Genomic DNA, 19,083 nt, shown 5'->3' on the forward strand with positions numbered 1-19,083 from the left:
TTCTGTAGGCCGTTGAAGGGAAAGCTGAGAGGCATCCTGGAGGTATCAGAAGTGCGAATGCTGACATGAGTAACGATAAGGGGAGTGAAAAGCTCCCCCGCCGGAAGACCAAGGTTTCCTATCCAATGCTAATCAGGGTAGGGTGAGTCGGCACCTAAGGCGAGGCTGAAGAGCGTAGTCGATGGAAAGCAGGTTAATATTCCTGCACCACTCAATATTGCGAAGGAGGGACGGAGAAGGCTAGTCCAGCGCGGCGTTGGTTGTCCGCGTTTAAGCGTGTAGGCTTGAATCTTAGGAAAATCCGGGATTCTTTAAGGCTGAGGCGTGATGACGAGGTCCATTAGGACTGAAGTGGTTGATGCCATGCTTCCAGGAAAAGCTTCTAAGCATCAGATATTGAGTGACCGTACCCCAAACCGACACAGGTGGTCAGGTAGAGAATACCAAGGCGCTTGAGAGAACTCGGGTGAAGGAACTAGGCAAAATGGTACCGTAACTTCGGGAGAAGGTACGCCGCTGTTGGTGATGGGACTTGCTCCTTAAGCTGATGGCGGCCGAAGATACCAGGTGGCTGCGACTGTTTATTAAAAACACAGCACTGTGCAAACACGAAAGTGGACGTATACGGTGTGACGCCTGCCCGGTGCCGGAAGGTTAATTGATGAGGTTAGCGCAAGCGAAGCTTTTGATCGAAGCCCCGGTAAACGGCGGCCGTAACTATAACGGTCCTAAGGTAGCGAAATTCCTTGTCGGGTAAGTTCCGACCTGCACGAATGGCGTAACGACGGCCACACTGTCTCCACCCGAGACTCAGTGAAATTGAAATCGCTGTTAAGATGCAGTGTATCCGCGGCTAGACGGAAAGACCCCGTGAACCTTTACTATAGCTTCACAGTGAACTTTGAACCTATTTGTGTAGGATAGGTGGGAGGCTTTGAAGCGGTGACGCTAGTCATCGTGGAGCCAAACTTGAAATACCACCCTGGTATGTTTGAGGTTCTAACTCAGGTCCGTAATCCGGATCGAGGACACTGTGTGGTGGGTAGTTTGACTGGGGCGGTCTCCTCCCAAAGAGTAACGGAGGAGCACGAAGGTATGCTAATCATGGTCGGAAATCATGAGGTTAGTGCAATGGCATAAGCATGCTTAACTGCGAGACAGACGCGTCGAGCAGATACGAAAGTAGGTCATAGTGATCCGGTGGTTCTGAATGGAAGGGCCATCGCTCAACGGATAAAAGGTACTCCGGGGATAACAGGCTGATACCGCCCAAGAGTTCACATCGACGGCGGTGTTTGGCACCTCGATGTCGGCTCATCACATCCTGGGGCTGAAGCCGGTCCCAAGGGTATGGCTGTTCGCCATTTAAAGTGGTACGCGAGCTGGGTTTAGAACGTCGTGAGACAGTTCGGTCCCTATCTGCCGTGGACGTTTGAGATTTGAGAAGAGTTGCTCCTAGTACGAGAGGACCGGAGTGAACGAACCTCTGGTGTTCCGGTTGTCACGCCAGTGGCATTGCCGGGTAGCTACGTTCGGACAGGATAACCGCTGAAAGCATCTAAGCGGGAAGCCCCCTTCAAGATGAGATCTCACAGGAGTTTAACTCCCTAAAGAGCCGTTCAAGACTAGGACGTTGATAGGTTGGGTGTGTAAGCGCGGTAACGTGTTGAGCTAACCAATACTAATTGCTCGTGAGGCTTGACCATATAACGCCAAAAGCGTTGTACAAGCTAATATGAACGCATGAGAGTGTGTGAGTATGAAGTACAAACAATTAAGTTTACGATAGAAGTACGATGGGTAAGCCCTCGGTAAGCGCAAGTTGTGTAATACCTAAACGAAGACATATCACAAATTCAAGGATGGCGATTTAACGATCTTCATTCACCTTTTTATTGCTTGGCGACCATAGCGAGATGGAACCACCTGACCCCATTCCGAACTCAGAAGTGAAACGTTTTAGCGCCGATGGTAGTGTGGGGTTTCCCCATGTGAGAGTAGGTCATCGCCAAGCACCTCATTCAGTACTAAAAAACCCCTAGCCTTAATCAGACTAGGGGTTTTTTATTGCGCGTAGAAGGTAAATAATTATGCGTCTTCCTCTGTGCCTAACTACCTTTGCGACACCTTGTCGACAATAACTTGGGCATGGCCATCCAACAGAGTAATTTTCAATGCTTGCTTAGCTTCAATTTGTTCTATTTTAGTAATCACCTGTGCCTGCATGTTCTGTGTGACGCTATATCCGCGCGATAATGTGTGCAGTGGGCTTAATTGATTAAGCTGGGCAGCCAGGCCGATGAATTTTTGTGAACGTCTTTGCAGACCAGAGTGTTGGCCAATTTTTAGGCGTTGTTTCAGTTGTGTTACATTTTTAGAGTGAGCTTCAATACGAAAGTTTGGGTTGAGGCTAATCAGCTTACTGTATTGTTGATCATAGAAGAACTTCTTCGCTTGAAGTTGTTTCAGGGAGGCTTGCTCCAGTCTCACTTGCAGGTGATCGAGACGTTGGCTTTGATCGTTAAGCTTTTGTCCTGGATGTTGCAATAGTGCACGAAGACGAGACAGGTTAAGGTGTTGGTTCTGCACCTGTTTTTGCCATTGTTGCTTTAATTGGCGCTCCAGTTGTTGCACTTTGTATACTAATTCAGACTGATCTTGGCTGACCAGCTCAGCAGCAGCTGAGGGTGTGGGCATGCGGCAATCCGCAACAAAGTCTGCAATGGTAAAATCGGTCTCATGGCCTATTGCACTCACCGTAGGTATTTGGCTTGCATATATAGTGCGGGCAAGGAACTCATCATTATAGCTCCAGAGGTCCTCAATAGAACCACCACCGCGGGTAAGTATAATCACGTCATGTTGGCCCATTAGATTACACAACTCAATCGCTTTGGCGCTCTCCACAGCCGCACTGTGTCCCTGAACAGTTACTGGCAGCAGGTCTACTGCTAAGCTTGGCATGCGCTGTTGTAAAACCTTTAAAAAGTCATGTATCGCAGCCCCATTAGCAGAGCTAATCACCGCTACCCGTTGGCAATGCGCTGGAATGGATCGCTTGTGCTGCTCATTAAAAAGCCCCTCGTCGAGGAGCTTTTGTTTCAGTGCCAAAAATGCCTGCTGCAGATTACCACTACCTGCAAGCTGCATTTGTTCGCCAATGAGCTGGTAATCTCCTCGGTCTGGATACAGGCTAACCTTGGCTTTAAAATGGATCAAATCACCTTCTTTGGGTTCAAATGAGCAATATAGGTTTCTATTACGAAACATGGCGCAGCTCACCTGCCCGTCCATATCTTTTAGACGGAAATACCAGTGACCTGAACGTGCCCTTGTAAAGCCAGATATTTCACCGCTCACAGTAACAATGCCAAAGCGTGTTTCTAACAAGTTTCTAGCAGCATGGTTAAGCTCGCTCACTTGCCAAATGCGTGGTGTGTCTGTCATAAGTAGCTGCTCAGGTGTATAAAAACAAGCTAAATCATACACTAAATCAATGTATAAAAGAGTAGCTAAATGAAGCGCTATTAGTGGTCAAAAGGGGCTGTGTTCCGGTATAATGTACCGTTTCCTTTCACCATCTAAAAAAGGACGCCCCCTATGTTACGACTTGCCGAAGAAGCACTCACATTTGATGACGTACTCTTAGTGCCTGGTTATTCGGAGGTGCTGCCAAAAGATGTTCAGCTGCAAACCCGCATTGCACGCGATTTACCCTTGAATATACCCCTTGCTTCTGCTGCTATGGACACTGTGACCGAAGCGCGTTTAGCTATTGCTATAGCCCAAGAAGGTGGAATTGGTATTGTTCACAAAAACCTTACTGTGGCAGACCAAGCTGATCAAGTACGTCGTGTAAAAAAGCACGAGAGTGGCGTAGTTCAGGACCCAGTAACTTGCTCATCTAACATGACGGTAGGTGAACTGCAGAGCTTAGCTGTTCAAACAGGATTTTCTGGGTTCCCTGTGGTTGATAATGGCCAATTAGTGGGTATTGTAACAAGTCGTGATATGCGTTTTGAAAACCATGTTGAAGCTCGTGTAGATACCATAATGACCACTAAAGAAAATTTGGTAACCGTCGAGCCTGGTGTAGATCAGGACACAGTGCGTAACTTATTGCGTAAACATCGCATTGAACGTGTATTGGTAGTAGGTGACGATTTCACCTTACAAGGCATGATGACGGTTAAAGACATGTATCGTGCCAAAGCTTATCCCAATGCTTGTAAAGATGCCCAAGGCAGTTTACGGGTGGGCGCAGCTGTGGGTACTGGGCCTGAGACTGAAGATCGTGTGAAAGCATTAGTGGATGCAGGTGTCGATTTAATTATCGTTGATACCGCACATGGTCATTCAGCTGGAGTGATTGAACGGGTTCGTTGGATTAAGACTAACTTCCCACAAGTACAAGTTGTTGGTGGCAATATTGCTACTGCTGCTGCCGCTGAAGCTTTGGCAGACGCAGGAGCAGATGGTGTTAAAGTAGGTATTGGCCCTGGCTCAATCTGCACCACACGAATTGTTGCTGGCATCGGTGTTCCTCAAATCACTGCAGTAGCTAATGTGGCGGCTGCAATGACTCCGCGGGGCATTCCAGTGATAGCCGATGGTGGTGTGCGTTATTCGGGCGACTTGGCAAAAGCCATCGCTGCTGGTGCAAGTGTGGTTATGGCAGGTAGTTTGCTGGCTGGTACTGATGAGGCACCAGGAGAGGTAGAGCTATACCAAGGCCGGGCTTATAAAGCTTATCGTGGCATGGGTTCCATCGGTGCTATGGGGCAAAGCCAAGGTTCTAGTGACCGTTATTTTCAAAGTACTGACGCTGGTGTAGAAAAGCTAGTACCAGAAGGTATTGAAGGGCGCGTTGCGTGTAAGGGACCAATGGCAGCTATCGTACATCAAATGATGGGCGGCTTGCGCGCTAGTATGGGTTATACCGGCTGCAGCGATATGGAACAAATGCGCACCATCCCTATTTTCACCCGAATTACCAGTGCGGGTATGAGCGAAAGCCATGTGCACGACGTAACCATTACCAAAGAAGCACCTAATTATCGGGCCAAGTAAACGGCGTTAAATTATTGGCGTACTTCTTTTATAAATTTAGTTGTAGATGCTTAATACGCGCTACAACCCACTCACGGAGTTACACATGATGCAGGATATCCACGCACAACGGATTCTCATCTTGGATTTTGGTTCACAATACACGCAATTAATAGCACGTCGTGTAAGAGAAATTGGCGTTTATTGCGAAATTCGCGCCTATGATATGAAAGACCAAGCAATCCGTGATTTTGCACCCAAAGGTATTATTCTTGCTGGCGGCCCAGAATCTGTAACTGAAGCGGGTAGTCCTCGAGCGCCAGAAATTATATTTCAGATGGATGTTCCTGTGCTTGGTATATGTTACGGAATGCAAACCATGGCTGAGCAGTTGGGTGGCAAAGTAAGTGCATCTAATGAACGTGAGTTTGGTTATGCCGGTGTTCAAGTAGAAACAGCAGGCGCTTTGCTTAACGGTATTCATGACGAAGTTGACGCTGATATATGCAGCCTTAATGTATGGATGAGCCACGGTGATAAAGTGACTCAGATGCCTGAAAACTTTACCTGCATGGCTTCTACAGAAAGTGCGCCAATTGCGGGTATGAGCAACGAAGCAAGGCGTTTATATGGACTACAGTTCCACCCAGAAGTCACCCACACGAAACAAGGAGGGGCTATTTTAGAACGTTTTGTTAGTCACATATGCCATTGTGAAGGCCTATGGACAGCGAGTAATATTATTGACGATGCTATTGCTACAGTGCGTGAAAAAGTAGGCTCAGATACAGTATTACTTGGCCTCTCTGGTGGTGTAGATTCCTCTGTTGTTGCGGCTTTATTGCATAAAGCCATTGGTGATCAGCTAGTTTGTGTGTTTGTAGACAATGGTTTGTTGCGCCTTAATGAAGGCGACCAAGTAATGAAAATGTTTGCTGATAACATGGGCGTGCGTGTGATTCGGTCTAATGCACAAGAATTATTCTTAGGTAATCTTAAAGGTGTATCAGACCCAGAAGCTAAGCGTAAAGTAATTGGCAATACCTTCATTGATGTATTTGATAAAGAAGCCACTAAAATCACTAATGTTAAGTGGCTCGCTCAAGGGACTATTTACCCAGATGTTATAGAATCTGCTGCTGCCGAAACAGGTAAAGCCCATGTGATTAAATCTCATCACAACGTGGGTGGCTTACCAGATGACATGGCCTTTGAATTAGTTGAGCCATTACGCGAACTATTTAAAGATGAAGTTCGTAAAATTGGCCTAGAGTTAGGCTTGCCTTATGACATGGTTTATCGCCATCCGTTCCCAGGGCCAGGCCTTGGTGTGCGTATTTTAGGGGAAGTGAAAGAAGAATATGCCGACATCCTGCGTTTGGCGGATGCTATCTTTATGGAAGAGTTACATGCTTCTGGCTGGTACCACAAAACCAGCCAAGCTTTTGTGGTCTTCCTACCCGTTAAGTCTGTTGGTGTGGTGGGTGATGGCCGTCGTTATGAATGGGTAGTGAGCTTAAGGGCTGTGGAAACTGTGGACTTTATGACGGCTCGTTGGGCTCACTTGCCTTACGAACTATTAGAAAAAGTGTCTGGCAGAATCATTAATGAAATTTCTGGTATCTCCCGTGTTGCCTATGATGTTTCCAGTAAACCGCCTGCCACTATTGAGTGGGAGTAGTGTCTAAAACTTAAGTAATTGTTTATAAACAGTTTTTATGAAAATAATACTTACAAACTACTTACATACAAAAGATTATAGTTATTGATTTTGTTGAGTTTACTTGTTATAACTTACAAACAAACTTACAAACTCTGTGTACTATTACACATAATAGGCAAATGGCAGAAGATAACGAAACAAAAATATTAGGCAATAAAGCAACCATATATACCAACAAGTTTGGTATGTGGCAGTTTAGGCTTTGGCTTGCTAATGAAAACAAATACGTACGTAAATCGCTTAAGACTAAAGAAAAGACATTGGCGATTGAACGAGGCGAAGAGTTATATATTGAAGTAGCACATAAACAAAAAAGTGGTATTAAGCACTTTGGAATTAGCATTAAAGAAGGTGTTGAGCAGTATATTGAAGCACGAAGTAAAGAAGTTGGTTTAGGTAATGTTGGTATTGTTAAAGGTAGACTTGATACAATCAAAACACATCTAAAACACTTTTTAGAGTATGTACGCAAAGATGATAAAGTAACAAACTTGAGTGATAATACCCTTGTCTATTATGAACGTAATGGAAAAGAAACAACTTACTTACATTTCCGTCTCGCACAAAATGCCTCTCCAAGTACCATTTCTAATGAAATGAGTACAATAAATGCGTGTATGAATTACTTATACAGCATTAGAAAAGCGAGTTATATTGCACGTTTTCATTTACCAAAATTTGATAGAAAAAAATACGATAAGAGTGGCGAAGGAATAAGAAGACAAACATTCGAATATAAAGAATGGCAATCTTTTACAACAGCAATGCGTAGTTACTGTGCAAAAGTAAAATTGAAGCTGACAGATGAAGAATACTTTGAAAGAGAGCTTGTTAGGCATTACTTCTTATTTGCGGCGAATAGTGGATTAAGAAGTGGCGAGTTGAAGCAATTGAGTTGGTATAATGTTGATACTTTTAGACAAGATGAAACAAGCAATACTAATGAAGATTTGTTAGCAAACGTTTTTGTTGAAGCACAAACGAGTAAAGTACGTAAAGCAAGACGACTTTATTGCAGAGGTGGTTACTATATTGAGAGATGGAGAAGCTTAGTTAAAAAGTATGGAACTAACGATAGCGGATTAGTGTTTAGTAGAGATGGTATTGATGTTTTTCCTAATTCAACATTGCATAAACACTTTAGAAGAATACTTTTGCTAACAGATATTAGTTTAGAGAGACAAAAAGAGCTTGTACCATACAGCATAAGACACTTTATGATTACAAACAGAATACAAAGTGGATGTAGGTTTAGCGATGTTGCTTACATGTGTGGAACAAGCATTAAGCAAATTGAGCAGACGTATTTTCATTTGACAGATGAGATGATGATGACAACTGCTACAGCTGACTTTATACGTAAAGATGGTAAAGTTATACCGATTGGTAATCACATTTAATAGCAGTATATAACTCTAATATCTGCTTTTGATTTTCTCTTACTTGCTTAGACTTTGGTAAATTCTTACCTAACCACTCTTTATGTCTTTCAGCTCTTTTCAGTTCTTTTGATAACTTGTGTTTTGACTGCTTCATATAAGTTCTACAGCATTACCACACAACTCATCATTTATGTCGATATACCTCTGTGTAGTTTGTATGCTTTTGTGTGATGCTAACTCAGCAATAACACGAACACTTACTCCACTTGTAGCAAGCTTAGTAATAAAACTGCGTCTTCCGCTGTGACTACTTGCTCCAACAATACTGCAACGTGCGTATAAACGCTTTAATAGCTGTTGTAGCGTGTTAGCATCAAAACGCTTACTCTTTTGCGTAGTAAACAAGTAAACGCTGTTGTAGACGCTTATATTGCTTTGCAGATAGCGTTTGATAGCTGATTTAGCTTTAGTGTTAACAAATACTCGTCTGCTATCACTTCCTTTCGTTTGTTCTGCACTTAAAAATATAATGTCATTAACTTCATCTTTGTCGTTAACTACATCAGAAAGCTTTAAACTAGCTACTTCAGAAACCCTACAACCACATAAGTGTGTAAGTAGTAGCATTGCTCTATTGCGTTCTGCGTGTCTATCAAATGCATCTATGTAGTCTAATACCTTCTTAAGTTCTTTTTGTGTAAGTACTTTTGCTTGTTTCATTTCAGCCTCTAATGTTTAGTTTTCATTTACATAAGTATATTTTCAAACATTAGTTATTCCTACCTTTTATCAGTAGTTGTATATCTTCAATAGTTTCAATTGGTTACTTCATAATGTTTAGTATTGTGTATTTCTAAACATTACATATAAGAAGAACTTGCACATCAAATTGATGCACAATTACTAAAACAACATTTTAAATTTCGAGCATAGCCACTTATTAAAATGATTTACTTTGTTTTAGATGGCATAGCTGTACAACTAAATTATCGTCATCCATCTGCCAAAACTCCTTCATACCATATGTACTTCTATCTTCGCCTATTTCGTTTATTAATATTTTCATGTTATTTGCCTTGTGTACTTTTTCGTTCCATAAGAAATTAGCATGCTTAATAATGTTATGTGTCTCTTTTAATGTTTCTCCTTTACAAAAATAATGCATATGTAAGTTATCTCTGTCTTTACCCCCTTCTATGTAAACAAACCTTTCAATTCTATTTCCACTTAACACTTCTTTATGTGTGTATAGTTTTCTATCTAAAGCATTCAAAAAGTAACTGCATGTTTTTATTACTTCTTCCTTTCTAAATGTATTCTTATATTCAAAAGTTGCAGTTCCAAAAAGTGTAAACCTTTGCCTCCTTTGCCAATCTCCAACAGCATTGATGTACATCTCTCGTTTAGTAAGCTGTGTGTTGTGTGTTGGACTAAATAACATTGAGCGTTTCCTTTAAGCGTTAATGTTATTTAGCAACGGAGAAATATATTATGATGAAAACGGTTTTTGATGAAACATATGAACTACTAAACAGTATTGGTATTGTAGCTACACAAACTGAATTTTATAGAGATTGGTTAAACAGAAGCGAAAGCTACTTTCGTTGTTTGCGTTTTCATAAGCGTCAACCTTCAACACAAACTATTGCTATCTGCAGTAGTAAGCTAAAGCACTACAGTCGATTGTTAGAAGCAAAAGAAGATAACGAAAGTAAGCTACTTGCTGACAACTTCTCTAATCTTTCACAAAATTTAGATAATGTTATTTACAGCACAAGTAAGTCAAAATGGATGAATACTGTAAACGAAAAGGTAAACACAACTGTACACTGAAAAGGGTATTTGTACTCACAAAAATTTGCTGTGCGGATTTATAGGGTGGAGTACTTACAGAAGTTGGTTGGTGATTTTACAACCCCCCTAATAAAGGATGAAGATGAATTACAAAGATGAAATGAGAAAGTTAATAGACTTGGTAAAGCAACAAAGTTTTGATGCTCCATTAGAAAGTACGTTAGATGATATGAATATGTTGACTACTGCTGTTAGCGACTTGAGTGACAGAATAACTTTACGTGTGTCTAAAAGTCTGCAACCAAATCATAAGAAAGCAAAGGCAAGTGTTAAAAAGAAAAGCAATGCTAAGTTAAAAGCTTTTCCTTCTGTTACTCCACTGCCTATTCCACAATCTAAAACAAAGAATACAAGCGATACAAAGCAACAAACGATTAGTAATCCAAAAGACGAATTGTTAGCAAAGCAGATAGCAGTACAATCAATTAAGCCACAAGCTAGTATATAGCGTTATATAATTAACGTTGTCTATTTGCTTAGTGTGGCTTTATCCGTCAAAACAGTACACTTCTATACGCTTGTCATTATATGTTTGACTGAATGACTGAAAGGTATAGTGATGCCAGGCTTAAATACTTTACACAAAAAAACAGCACTAACTTGTAGTGCTGTCTTTTTATTCTAGTTACTTAGAACTTACTAATTGTAACTTTGGTTTAGTTGGAGGAATGAACTTACTACACGCTTGCTGTAGTGTAGAACACATACTTCTCCAATCTCCATTATTATTACTTGCTATCTCTACAAGCGTTTTGTCTTTCAACATTGGCAAACTATGTTGTGTAATTATTTGCTCCATTCTATCAACATATTGTTTTATATTATGTGTAGCATTAAAGCAGATAACGTGACTTCAACTTTGTAACCCTTTGTCAATTTTCTCTAAAAGTTGAAACATCTAAGATGGCTTTTGATGTGTATGAACAAATATTACTTGCAGAGAGTGATGGAGAGAAAGTATCAAACTACAAATTAGCAAAGGTTGTTGGTTTGAAAGTTGGAAGTAGAACAACAGATGAAGCATATGAGCATAGAAAAATATCGGTTGCTGTTACTCGTAAAAAGAAGACAGCAATAGATGCTATAATCAATGTTGTTGAAGGTAAGTTTGGTTAAACAAAGGAGAAGACAATGGATATTAGTGAAATAGACAAGCAAATTGCAGAGTTACAAAAGAAGAAAGAAGATGCAATTAAAGAAAACAAGAAAAAAGCAGTAGTAGATGTTAAAAAGTTGATATTAGACTTTAAGGTGACAAAAGGCGATTTGCGTGGTAAAGCAATGAAGCAATTGATTGGCGAAAATAGCTTAAACAGTAGTTTGAAAAACTAGATATGAAAAATTTTATAAAAAAAGTGCTTATGATGATTTTTGGTTTTGCATTTTCAAGTTTAGTAAGGAGAAAAAACTATCTACTGAAGAACTTTAGAGGTGGCTACCACTCGATTAATGAACTCGACAAGCAATTGGAAAAGTATGTTGATTATGATAATGGTTTTTATGTTGAATTAGGTGCCAATGATGGAGTCAACCAATCCAACTCACTTTACTTTGAATTAAATAGAAATTGGAAAGGGGTTCTTGTAGAACCATCACCCCATAATTTTCTTTTATGTAGAGAGCAAAGAAGCAATAAAAATCGAATCTTTTGCAATGCTTGTGTGGGTTTTGATTACGAAGATAAGTATGTTGATATTAAATACGCAAACCTTATGTCAATATCAGAAAATTTGGCGTTGGATATAGAGGATAAAGAAGCGCATTTGGAGAGTAGCAAAGCACACCTAAAAGAAACAGAGACGGTATTTGCTTTTGGTGCAGTCGCCAAAACTCTAAATTCTTTGTTAGAAAAGGCTGAGGCGCCTAAAGTGATAGACTTTCTGTCACTTGATGTTGAAGGAGCTGAATTGGAAGTTTTAAAAGGAATAAATTTTGAAAAGTTTTCATTTAAATATATGCTTATCGAAGTTAGAAATTTGAAGCGTGTGGAAGATTTTTTGATAGAACGCGGATATGTATTAGAAAAGCAGTTTTCATCACATGACTATCTCTTTAAATGTGTTTAATGCTTATTTTGAAATCTACTAACTAACTTTTCACTAACGCTTTTAGGCAACTGATTTTCAAAATTTACGCAGAGGTCAGTTTCTATTTTTTAGAAATTTATACAATACAGTTGTTAAAAATTATGAATAATATAAAAAAGATCATAATTAAATGTGTCACTATTTTAGTATATTAGTGGTAATGCACAAGGGCCATTAGAACGTTAAAATGTTTGATTTTGAAATTACAAATTACTTGCAAAGTATGTAACCTTTTTTAAAATTACTATTGAATTATAATAGTTTTTTTCAAAACAGAATTTATAAGTTTTAGTATATCGACTTACAAAATACTTACATACCCTTTTTAAAAGTTATTTAAAACAATGGATTACAAGGAAGATACTATTGAGTGGGAATGAAGGTAAATGTATTGTATTCAGGTAGATATACCTCAAAATATTTGTGATATCGACGATGAACTTAAAGCTATTTATCACAGCAAGGACACTGTATGTATGTGGGTTTTCATCACAATGGATACAGAATCTGTTCAGGCAGCTCTATCAATTAGCCAACATACCCAACGTCAGCAGTCATAGCGGTAGACGTTCGTTTATCACTAATCTGAGCGAGAAGGTTATCTCGACAAGGGTAATACAGAAATTAGCTCGTCATAGCAGTATGGTGACAACACAGAGATAGATTGATGTCTCAGACCACAAGCTGAAAAATGCTGTAATTGTTCTTTAAGCTTTTAGCTCACATTCTCGAGATATAAGTGTTTTTGGAAATTGATGAATACGTTTCGTGTCTTACCAAGATCCCCTAGTACTCTTAAAGCATTGATTTATCTAAATTTCGTAGTTACAAACTAGTGCAGTTACTATTAGGCTTTAACATTTGAGCTAGTCTGTTATCCAAATATAATTTCATGAAACATTCTGCCGGGCATTAAGGTGAATGCACCAGCAACTAGAAGTGCTCCAATATATACTCCTACCATTGAATAAATATGTGCATTTTTATGTTTTTCCAACTTCGTTTTCTTGAATTGCCGAATGCTCCAAACCGAATAAATTAAGTTGCCAACTGTGAAAGGAATTAGGAGGTGTATCCAAGAATAAAACCGAGGATTAAACACTGTGTCCGTCATTGGTGAAGTAATGAATAACGCTGTAAAAGAGACGATCAACAAAAAAGAAACCCAAACGCGTCCAATGAATCTATGCTGCTTAGTTCCCTTTTTTTTGAAGAAAATATATAAACCAACTGGGACTGCTGCTAACGCAAAAAAAGCATGTACGTATATTATTGTCATGGTTATAAGTCTATTTGAATTTTTTTATATGTATCAATGACAAAGGATGCAGCTTCAAATTTAGGAATACCGAAAGCCTTAGCATTATTAGAGAATCCATATTGTTCTTTAGGTATTCCTAAAAAGTTAGTATCAAGCTTCTCATTTTCATTTTCGTCAATATATACCCCAATTGCGTAGGTGTCAGGAGGGATCTCAAAAGAACCTTTATAAGTGCCTTTGCCAATTTTTTCTACAACACCTGCCTCTATTCCAGGCTGTGAACCGGGTTTGTCACCTCGATCTGATTCGAAAACTTCCTTAGAATTATAGATTGCCAAATGAAGTACGCCTCCTTCGGTGACGCCTTGGATTTCAACGTCCAAGGTGGCTGCACTTAAATGAAAAGAACACAAAATAAATGAAAGGAAACTAAAATATTTAATCATTATACTTAAAAACTTTGTTATTATGTTTGCTAAGTTAACATCAACAATACAGAAAAATGTTTACTAAGTAAACATAATTTTATATGGGATATCACAAAGAAAGTCTGAAAGAGCAACTTGTTGAAATCGCATGGGAAATTTGTGTCGCAGAGTCTTGGCAAAAAGTTAATATGCGAAGGGTTGCTCAAAAAGCTGGAGTTTCAAATACTGCCTTTTATAGACATTTCAAAAACAAAAATGATCTTAAAGCAGAGTTGATGCGAAGAGGTTTCCAAATTCTAAATGAAGGCATGAAAGATTTAGCCAATAATTTTTCAAGTTACGGAGCTCATTACATAAGATTTGGATTGGACTATCCGCATATTTACGATTTGATGTTTGGGAATACGGAATTAGATTTTTCTCTTTATCCTGATTTAAAAGCTCTATCCGAGACATCCTTTGGTGGGATAGTCGAAGGACTGAAATCTTTTATGCCTGATGAGTCAGATAAAAATGTCATGATAAAAGCAGTCAATATTTGGGCATCTGTTCGTGGGATAGTTGGAATTTTGAGACAATCGAAATGGCAGGGAAAACAAACTGAAACTCTCGAATGGATTGAGAATCACTTAGAAGAGTATTTGGAGATGACAACTTTTAGTTGAAGGCAACTACGAACTCATTAGAGGACTACACACTGTGTAGTTAGAACCTGGTAAGTTATTGATAATGATGGAAGGGAACAAATTGAAAATAACCTGTTTACAACACAGTCACAACACACACCTTTTCAGTTACCCTCAAAGCTATGTGGCATAAGGGTTTCAGAAATCGTCACTATTGAGTGGGAATAAATATAAATGTATTGTATTCAGGTAGATATACCTCAAAATATTTGTGATATTGACGATGAACTTAAAGCTATTTATCACAGCAAGGACACTGTATGTATTTGGGTTTTTAAAACCAGAGACGACAGAAATAAGTTTGTGAATGATACTGCAGGAATGTTGAAGCCTGAGCGTGAAAATTATTACGAACAACACTTCGCCTAAAAGTTACAAACGAAATTACCTAGTCTAAAAATAAACTATATCAATTGCTGTCAGCGTAGAAACTATTCAGTGGGCGTAGGAATGTCAGGCTAAACTATTAAAGAAGTGACCGCGTTTTTTTAAGAGCAATATATGATTGCGGATATTGTTCATTTCATTAGATACACCTTCTTCTTGCGTCCACGTGGCTCTAGTGGTGGATAACACAAGAACGCAGTATCAGTGCAGCAAGCCCAACTCATCTAGCGTCGTAATGATCAATTCGCCTTCGGGGGTGTTGTATGAAACTGCATGAAGCCCCCGTCTTGAGCGTGCGACAGGCGCAACACCAGAACATGTCCTAAACCAGTGGAAGGAGTCAGCACGCCGGCTCGGTGGAATGACTTACTGTGGTCATCGTGTGCTAGGCAGAGACCGAGCTCGGCCAACATTTTGGAAGTTGCGCCGTAGCCAGGATCGCCTTGTCCAACGATCCGCGTGCGTGCGACTTTCTTGTTTGTTCTTGCGGTCACTTCCATCTCGAAGCCTCCATCACGAAGTAACCAGGAAGGCGGACCTTCTCCAGATTTGGGTTTGAACTTGATAGGTTCGCCCAGGAAATAGCCAAACCCTCGACTCACCCACATTGCTGCTATGCGCAACCACATCCCTACAGCTGCGCACTCGCTATATGATATATTTTGATGTTCGTTGCGCAGCGTGAGGCTGCGTCGTACGACTCTGGCGTTGATGGGAGCCATAAAAAACTTCGAAACGGCACCGTAGGTCGAATCAAAAGTCCACTTGAAGTCTGGGGCCATGCCATCGGCTGTTCTAGGTGTTTTGGTTTCTACCCCTATGACTCCCGGTGCTAGGATATAGGGATTTGCTTCCATCATATCCGTGTAGCGGCCAGACTTTTTGGCCGACCCGGTTGCCTTGCCAGAGTTTAAGGTGCCTCCAGAAAACGAACCCGTGTAGCGAGTATAAACGCCGCGAAGCTGCACACTCTCATTCGGGGCACTGGGCAGTGCCTCTGCGGCCATTAAGGCACCAAGGTCGGAGGGTATTGAATCCACACCACCGCCCAAAATCACCTTCGCCCCAGAACCTATTGCGATGTCATGAAATGCCTCGATCATTTCGGCCTGCCAGAATCCTTCGCCGGCGAGGTCTGAGTAGTGAACGCCTAATTGAGCACATGCACCCAAAAGGGCAGCCCCGTTATTGACAGAGTAGGGTCCAGCGCAATTGAGAATCACTGTGGCACGGGACACCATCGTGATCACTGCGTCGGTGTCCTCGAGGTCAACGCAGATAGTCTCGGGTCTACCCCCGAGTTTGGCAGACAGTTTGGCAAGCTTGCTTTGAGTGCGGCCAGCAATAGCCCAAGGTTTGCCACGGAGTTCGGGGTGGGCGTCTAGGTAAGCGGCGACCAACTGCCCCGTAAACCCAGTCGCTCCATAGACGATTAATACTAAAGGTTCTGTCAACATAACTGAGGCCTGACTTTAGTGCGTGGGAATACAATAGAATGTACTACGTTAACTGCATCACATTTTAAGAACATAACCGTTGTTTAAATGAACTTAAGTAATTAATGAAAGTATTTCTTGGGAACCAGTCTTCAAGAAGTTATAACGGCCAATAGTGGACAAGCTTACACTTTTTAAGCCTGATTAAGCTCTTTATAACGGCCAATTAATTCAGTTTAACTATGTAAGTAGTTCACTTATTACGCTTCACACTTTAGCCTTTGAGCTTTTCATATCAATATACTTGCGCTGGATTGAGTTTAAGTGGCATTAACGTAAATTAAAGGGTACGAACTAGTTTCAAGTGAGTAGGCCTGCTCTTTTTTGACAGACCTATTCAATCTGGCGCGGGGCAATCTAATAATAGAGCGGGCGAGCAATTAAGTGCCTTAGCGATACGGCCAATAGTAGTCAAGCTTGCGCTTTTTAAGCCTCGCTCGATTTGCCCAATATGTGATCGGTTGATTCCCGCCACATGTGCGAGATCTTCCTGTGACATTTTAAGTTCTTTTCGGCGTTCCCTAACCGTCTTACCAAAGTGTTCTGTAATTGACATAATTGATTGAGGCTCCCTGCCTGTAAACTTGCTTAATCTTGTATCAAAAGCGGTTGTTAATACACTGCTTATAGCCACTATTATCAAATTAAATAAATATATCAATAATTCATATACTTTTATGTTTCAAGAATCTAAACATTTTACTTTTTTCATATAATAACTGAGCGTTTTTCTATTTTTTAAGTTGCGATTTGTTTAGACGAAGCCCTATATATTGACTATAGCAGAGCGACCTTTTGGGTTTCTGACAGATAATGAAAGTATTAATTTGTAGTATTATTATAGTACCTAGTCGTAATTGCCTTATGTTGTAATCTAACAGCAAGCTAAATTAACTACAAAAACTGACCTAGCTTGTAATCATATTAATAAAAATAGTGAGGGAAAAAATGTCAAAAGTACTAATGATTACCGGTGACTTTGTTGAAGATTATGAAAACATGGTGCCTTTTCAAGCGCTCATAGCCATGGGCCATGAAGTGCATGCAGTATGTCCAGATAAGCAAGCGGGGGAGACCATTGCGACATCAATACATGACTTCGAAGGTGACCAAACCTATACTGAAAAACGTGGGCACAACTTTGGTCTTAACGCATCTTTTTCAGCTGTTAACGTGGCAGATTACGATGCCCTTTATGTGCCAGGGGGGCGGGCGCCCGAGTATTTGCGGTTAAACGCCCAAGTGCTGGAGATGGTGCAACACTTTGCTGATAATGATAAACCCATCGCATCTATTTGTCATGGAGCCCAACTACTGGCTACTGCCGGTATTATTAAAGGCAAAAAAGTGTCAGCCTACCCTGCTTGCCAACCCGAAGTAGAAATGGCGGGTGCTGAGTATGTGGTGCTGCCTATGGACGGTGCGATCACCGATGGACAGCTAGTTACTGCACCTGCATGGCCTGCTCACCCTGCCATGTTAAGGCAATTTGTGGCATTGTTATAGGCTGAGGTAATGCAGAGAGGCTCATATGTGTGAATTGTTTATTAATGCTAATAGTGATTTATGGAGTAGTAAAACTAAATCATTGCGCATTCAAGGAATGGTAACGTCCATTCGTTTAGAAGTATTTTTTTGGAACATATTGGAAGAGCTGTCATTTCGTGACCATATGACCGTGAACGAATCAATTACCAAGTTGTACCTTGAGTCTCTCGATGCTGGCCATGATACGGGTAACTTTACGTCTTTTTTAAGGGTCTGCTGTTCACGTTACCTGTCCCTTATCGCCGATGGTGATCTCTCGCGTCAATTAGAAGTGCCTCTATCCGGTGTTGACGCCAAACACCTCATACAACAAGAAGGGCTGCGCAATAAACAGCGACAGCAATTATTGCCTTATCGGCGCTTGAATTAACTACGCCTAATAAAGGTTGTGGTGGCCCCGTCCTCTTTAGGGATCCAAGCCGTAGTGATCTAGATTTAAAGTTAATGCAGGACCGGTGTATGTCCGTGTCTGGCAAGTGTTATATTGGGCAGGTTTTGGCTTATGGCACTTCTAAATGACTTAGTAGTGTGTGTGAAAAACATTATAAGATATTACTTGATGCTAATTACGTGTTTTGGCCTACCTTGCGCTATGTTCCTAGGCGCCAAGGCCTGAATCTAGTGTTGTTCCCAGCATCTCGGCGATTGTTGTGCCATATGCCTTAACTTTAATCCGCGTTTAAAGCCATCCAGTAATTCTTTGTCGCTCAAGTCACTGTTTACCACATCAGTTACAAAGGATAAATTACTCCAGTAACTTTCAGCTACACAACAACCCATGAGAATATGATGCATAGGATCGCTAGGGCTTATTGCTTTAATATTAGTGGCATAAACCATACTCAACGTTGACTTACCAAGTTCATTGCCATAGATGGTTTTCTTTTCGTCCTTAATTCCAACCCCGCAGGTTAAATATAAATCTGCTTCCACAGACTCAATGGTTAAGCTATCAAGGTCTACATCTTCTTTAAGGGTTTCTAGTTGTTTATATAGAAGATTTAATAGTTCTTTTTTTTCGCTACTAATTAATGTGTTCATGGCAATGTACCTAACAAAGTATGTAGCATATTTAAAGTGTCCTTTTTATTATTATGTTGGCAACAGATTAGTAACTGAGTTGGAAATTGATATAAGCAGCTATATATTACAGCCTAGAGTGCTGTTTAAATGCATATCTAG

At 40.5% G+C, this 19,083-nt stretch carries 22 protein-coding genes and 2 rRNA genes (1 of these 24 cut by a window edge); 16 read left to right on the forward strand and 8 right to left on the reverse strand.

Features of this window, described 5'->3' with window-relative positions:
- Nucleotides 1-1,706 (forward strand): 23S ribosomal RNA (locus ABXT60_RS02375) (it extends 1,183 nt beyond the left edge of the window).
- Nucleotides 1,707-1,898: 192 nt separating this feature from the next.
- Nucleotides 1,899-2,014: ribosomal RNA gene (gene rrf, locus ABXT60_RS02380) — 5S ribosomal RNA — on the forward strand.
- A 98-nt stretch (nt 2,015-2,112) separates the two neighbouring features.
- Here rrf and xseA read toward each other — a convergent pair.
- On the reverse strand, nt 2,113-3,447 hold the full coding sequence (xseA, locus tag ABXT60_RS02385; RefSeq protein ID WP_443631178.1) for an exodeoxyribonuclease VII large subunit: 1,335 nt from the start codon (nt 3,445-3,447) through the stop codon (nt 2,113-2,115).
- A gap of 153 nt (nt 3,448-3,600) precedes the next feature.
- Here xseA and guaB point away from each other — a divergent pair, with 153 nt between their 5' ends.
- From guaB to ABXT60_RS02400, 3 genes are all read left to right on the forward strand, one after another.
- Nucleotides 3,601-5,070: an IMP dehydrogenase gene (gene guaB, locus ABXT60_RS02390; protein ID WP_443631179.1), complete on the forward strand. Its 1,470-nt coding sequence runs from the start codon at nt 3,601-3,603 to the stop codon at nt 5,068-5,070.
- An 85-nt stretch (nt 5,071-5,155) separates the two neighbouring features.
- Nucleotides 5,156-6,730 carry a glutamine-hydrolyzing GMP synthase gene (gene guaA, locus ABXT60_RS02395; protein WP_443631180.1) on the forward strand — a complete coding sequence of 525 codons (1,575 nt, stop codon included), beginning with the start codon at nt 5,156-5,158 and terminating at the stop codon, nt 6,728-6,730.
- Nucleotides 6,731-6,891: 161 nt separating this feature from the next.
- Entirely contained in the window at nt 6,892-8,172 is a 1,281-nt protein-coding gene (locus ABXT60_RS02400; RefSeq protein ID WP_443631181.1) for a tyrosine-type recombinase/integrase, read from the forward strand.
- A gap of 132 nt (nt 8,173-8,304) precedes the next feature.
- Here ABXT60_RS02400 and ABXT60_RS02405 read toward each other — a convergent pair whose 3' ends face one another.
- Complete coding sequence (locus tag ABXT60_RS02405; protein ID WP_443631182.1) at nt 8,305-8,874, reverse strand: tyrosine-type recombinase/integrase; 570 nt, start codon at nt 8,872-8,874, stop codon at nt 8,305-8,307.
- Between the two features lie 220 nt (nt 8,875-9,094).
- Nucleotides 9,095-9,595 carry a hypothetical protein gene (locus ABXT60_RS02410; RefSeq protein ID WP_443631183.1) on the reverse strand — a complete coding sequence of 167 codons (501 nt, stop codon included), beginning with the start codon at nt 9,593-9,595 and terminating at the stop codon, nt 9,095-9,097.
- Nucleotides 9,596-9,645: 50 nt separating this feature from the next.
- On the opposite strand from ABXT60_RS02410, the gene ABXT60_RS02415 reads away from it, so the two are divergent.
- The 7 genes from ABXT60_RS02415 to ABXT60_RS02445 all read left to right on the forward strand — a co-directional run bounded on the left by ABXT60_RS02415 (nt 9,646) and on the right by ABXT60_RS02445 (nt 12,758).
- Nucleotides 9,646-9,987, forward strand: coding sequence for a DUF6626 family protein (locus ABXT60_RS02415; protein WP_421848377.1), 342 nt, complete (start codon nt 9,646-9,648; stop codon nt 9,985-9,987).
- 103 nt (nt 9,988-10,090) lie between these two features.
- Nucleotides 10,091-10,456, forward strand: a complete 366-nt coding sequence (locus tag ABXT60_RS02420) for a hypothetical protein (RefSeq protein WP_443631184.1) — start codon at nt 10,091-10,093, stop codon at nt 10,454-10,456.
- Between the two features lie 455 nt (nt 10,457-10,911).
- Nucleotides 10,912-11,124 (forward strand): hypothetical protein, encoded by a 213-nt coding sequence (locus ABXT60_RS02425; protein ID WP_443631185.1) that lies wholly within the window; start codon nt 10,912-10,914, stop codon nt 11,122-11,124.
- A gap of 15 nt (nt 11,125-11,139) precedes the next feature.
- Nucleotides 11,140-11,340 (forward strand): hypothetical protein, encoded by a 201-nt coding sequence (locus ABXT60_RS02430; protein ID WP_443631186.1) that lies wholly within the window; start codon nt 11,140-11,142, stop codon nt 11,338-11,340.
- A gap of 2 nt (nt 11,341-11,342) precedes the next feature.
- Nucleotides 11,343-12,074 (forward strand): FkbM family methyltransferase, encoded by a 732-nt coding sequence (locus tag ABXT60_RS02435; RefSeq protein ID WP_443631187.1) that lies wholly within the window; start codon nt 11,343-11,345, stop codon nt 12,072-12,074.
- 407 nt (nt 12,075-12,481) lie between these two features.
- Nucleotides 12,482-12,655 (forward strand): hypothetical protein, encoded by a 174-nt coding sequence (locus tag ABXT60_RS02440; protein ID WP_443632117.1) that lies wholly within the window; start codon nt 12,482-12,484, stop codon nt 12,653-12,655.
- Nucleotides 12,633-12,758, forward strand: coding sequence for a tyrosine-type recombinase/integrase (locus ABXT60_RS02445; protein WP_443632062.1), 126 nt, complete (start codon nt 12,633-12,635; stop codon nt 12,756-12,758). Before ABXT60_RS02440 ends, ABXT60_RS02445 begins: the two co-directional genes overlap by 23 nt.
- Nucleotides 12,759-12,969: 211 nt before the next feature.
- On the opposite strand, the gene ABXT60_RS02450 is transcribed toward ABXT60_RS02445, so the two are convergent.
- Complete coding sequence (locus tag ABXT60_RS02450; protein WP_443631188.1) at nt 12,970-13,374, reverse strand: DUF2306 domain-containing protein; 405 nt, start codon at nt 13,372-13,374, stop codon at nt 12,970-12,972.
- Between the two features lie 2 nt (nt 13,375-13,376).
- Nucleotides 13,377-13,802, reverse strand: coding sequence for a DUF2141 domain-containing protein (locus ABXT60_RS02455; RefSeq protein WP_443631189.1), 426 nt, complete (start codon nt 13,800-13,802; stop codon nt 13,377-13,379).
- Between the two features lie 83 nt (nt 13,803-13,885).
- Between ABXT60_RS02455 and ABXT60_RS02460 the strand changes: the two genes are divergently transcribed.
- Both ABXT60_RS02460 and ABXT60_RS02465 read left to right on the forward strand, forming a co-directional pair.
- Nucleotides 13,886-14,449 (forward strand): TetR/AcrR family transcriptional regulator, encoded by a 564-nt coding sequence (locus ABXT60_RS02460; RefSeq protein ID WP_443631190.1) that lies wholly within the window; start codon nt 13,886-13,888, stop codon nt 14,447-14,449.
- 195 nt (nt 14,450-14,644) lie between these two features.
- A complete protein-coding gene (locus ABXT60_RS02465; protein ID WP_443631191.1) occupies nt 14,645-14,839 on the forward strand; it encodes a hypothetical protein in 195 nt (64 codons plus the stop codon).
- A gap of 257 nt (nt 14,840-15,096) precedes the next feature.
- On the opposite strand, the gene ABXT60_RS02470 is transcribed toward ABXT60_RS02465, so the two are convergent.
- Together ABXT60_RS02470 and ABXT60_RS02475 are read right to left on the reverse strand one after the other, a co-directional pair.
- Nucleotides 15,097-16,314, reverse strand: a complete 1,218-nt coding sequence (locus tag ABXT60_RS02470; protein WP_443631192.1) for a saccharopine dehydrogenase family protein — start codon at nt 16,312-16,314, stop codon at nt 15,097-15,099.
- Between the two features lie 376 nt (nt 16,315-16,690).
- On the reverse strand, nt 16,691-16,909 hold the full coding sequence (locus ABXT60_RS02475; protein ID WP_443631193.1) for a helix-turn-helix domain-containing protein: 219 nt from the start codon (nt 16,907-16,909) through the stop codon (nt 16,691-16,693).
- A 392-nt stretch (nt 16,910-17,301) separates the two neighbouring features.
- Here ABXT60_RS02475 and ABXT60_RS02480 point away from each other — a divergent pair, with 392 nt between their 5' ends.
- Both ABXT60_RS02480 and ABXT60_RS02485 read left to right on the forward strand, forming a co-directional pair.
- On the forward strand, nt 17,302-17,859 hold the full coding sequence (locus tag ABXT60_RS02480) for a DJ-1/PfpI family protein (RefSeq protein WP_443631194.1): 558 nt from the start codon (nt 17,302-17,304) through the stop codon (nt 17,857-17,859).
- A 25-nt stretch (nt 17,860-17,884) separates the two neighbouring features.
- Nucleotides 17,885-18,271 (forward strand): ribbon-helix-helix domain-containing protein, encoded by a 387-nt coding sequence (locus ABXT60_RS02485; RefSeq protein ID WP_443631195.1) that lies wholly within the window; start codon nt 17,885-17,887, stop codon nt 18,269-18,271.
- Between the two features lie 248 nt (nt 18,272-18,519).
- Here ABXT60_RS02485 and ABXT60_RS02490 read toward each other — a convergent pair whose 3' ends face one another.
- Nucleotides 18,520-18,942: a hypothetical protein gene (locus ABXT60_RS02490; RefSeq protein ID WP_443631196.1), complete on the reverse strand. Its 423-nt coding sequence runs from the start codon at nt 18,940-18,942 to the stop codon at nt 18,520-18,522.
- Nucleotides 18,943-19,083 lie beyond the last annotated feature (141 nt).

This window comes from Candidatus Njordibacter sp. Uisw_056, from assembly GCF_047730085.1.
Classification (GTDB): Bacteria; Pseudomonadota; Gammaproteobacteria; order Pseudomonadales; family Balneatricaceae; genus Njordibacter.